The following is a 759-nucleotide window of genomic DNA, read 5'->3' as shown; positions in this document are numbered from 1 at the left end:
GTCGGGAAGGTTTCCGAAAGCAGTGCCGCCGTGACCACGCCACACAGTACCGCGCCGACAGCCAACAGCATTACACCGAAAATCGAAGCCGCGAACGATCCCGAACTGGCCATCAGGAAAGACGGAAACACCACCAGCATCAGCAGGACACACGCAGTGACCACCGTTGCGCGTCGCCCGACCTTGTCGGAATAAGCACCGGCCAGCGGACAGATAGCAGCCGCGAACAACAAGGCGATCAACGACACCAGCAACGCCGTGGCCCGGCTCAAGCCACCTGCCACTTGCAGATAGGTGGCGAAGTACGTGGTGAACATATAGAACGACAGCGCCGTCAGGGAAATGAACGCCCCCAGGCAGCAAATGGCCCCGCCATGGTTGCGCAGGGTTTCCCTGAGTGGCGAATGGGCTACCGCATGTTCCTGTGCCACCGCCTGGAACGCCGGGGTTTCGTCCAGCCTCCAGCGCAGGTACACACCGATCAGTCCCAGCGGTGCCGCAATCAGAAACGGCAGGCGCCAGCCCCAACTGCCCATGGTTTCCGCCGACAGTGAAGCCTCCAGCGCATAGGCCACCACGGCTGCGGCAGCAAAGGCCGAGAAGGTCGAAACCGGCAGAAAACTGCCGTACCAGGCACGCTGGTCCTGAGGCGCGTGCTCCATAAGGTAGGCGCATGCGCCAGCATATTCACCACCCGCCGAAAAACCCTGGGCGCAGCGAATGATGGTCAACAGAATCGGAGCGGTCACGCCGATGGCC

1 protein-coding gene is annotated in these 759 nt (G+C 62.1%); it reads right to left on the bottom strand.

Going from position 1 to position 759, the window contains the following annotated elements; translation table 11 throughout:
• Window positions 1-759, bottom strand: a 759-nt coding sequence (locus NRB16_RS28805; RefSeq protein ID WP_257107553.1) for an MFS transporter, incomplete at both ends; no start/stop codon positions are given.

The sequence above is a fragment of the Pseudomonas sp. LJDD11 genome, assembly GCF_024584215.1.
GTDB lineage: Bacteria > Pseudomonadota > Gammaproteobacteria > Pseudomonadales > Pseudomonadaceae > Aquipseudomonas.
This window is presented reverse-complemented; position numbering and strand designations above follow the sequence as displayed.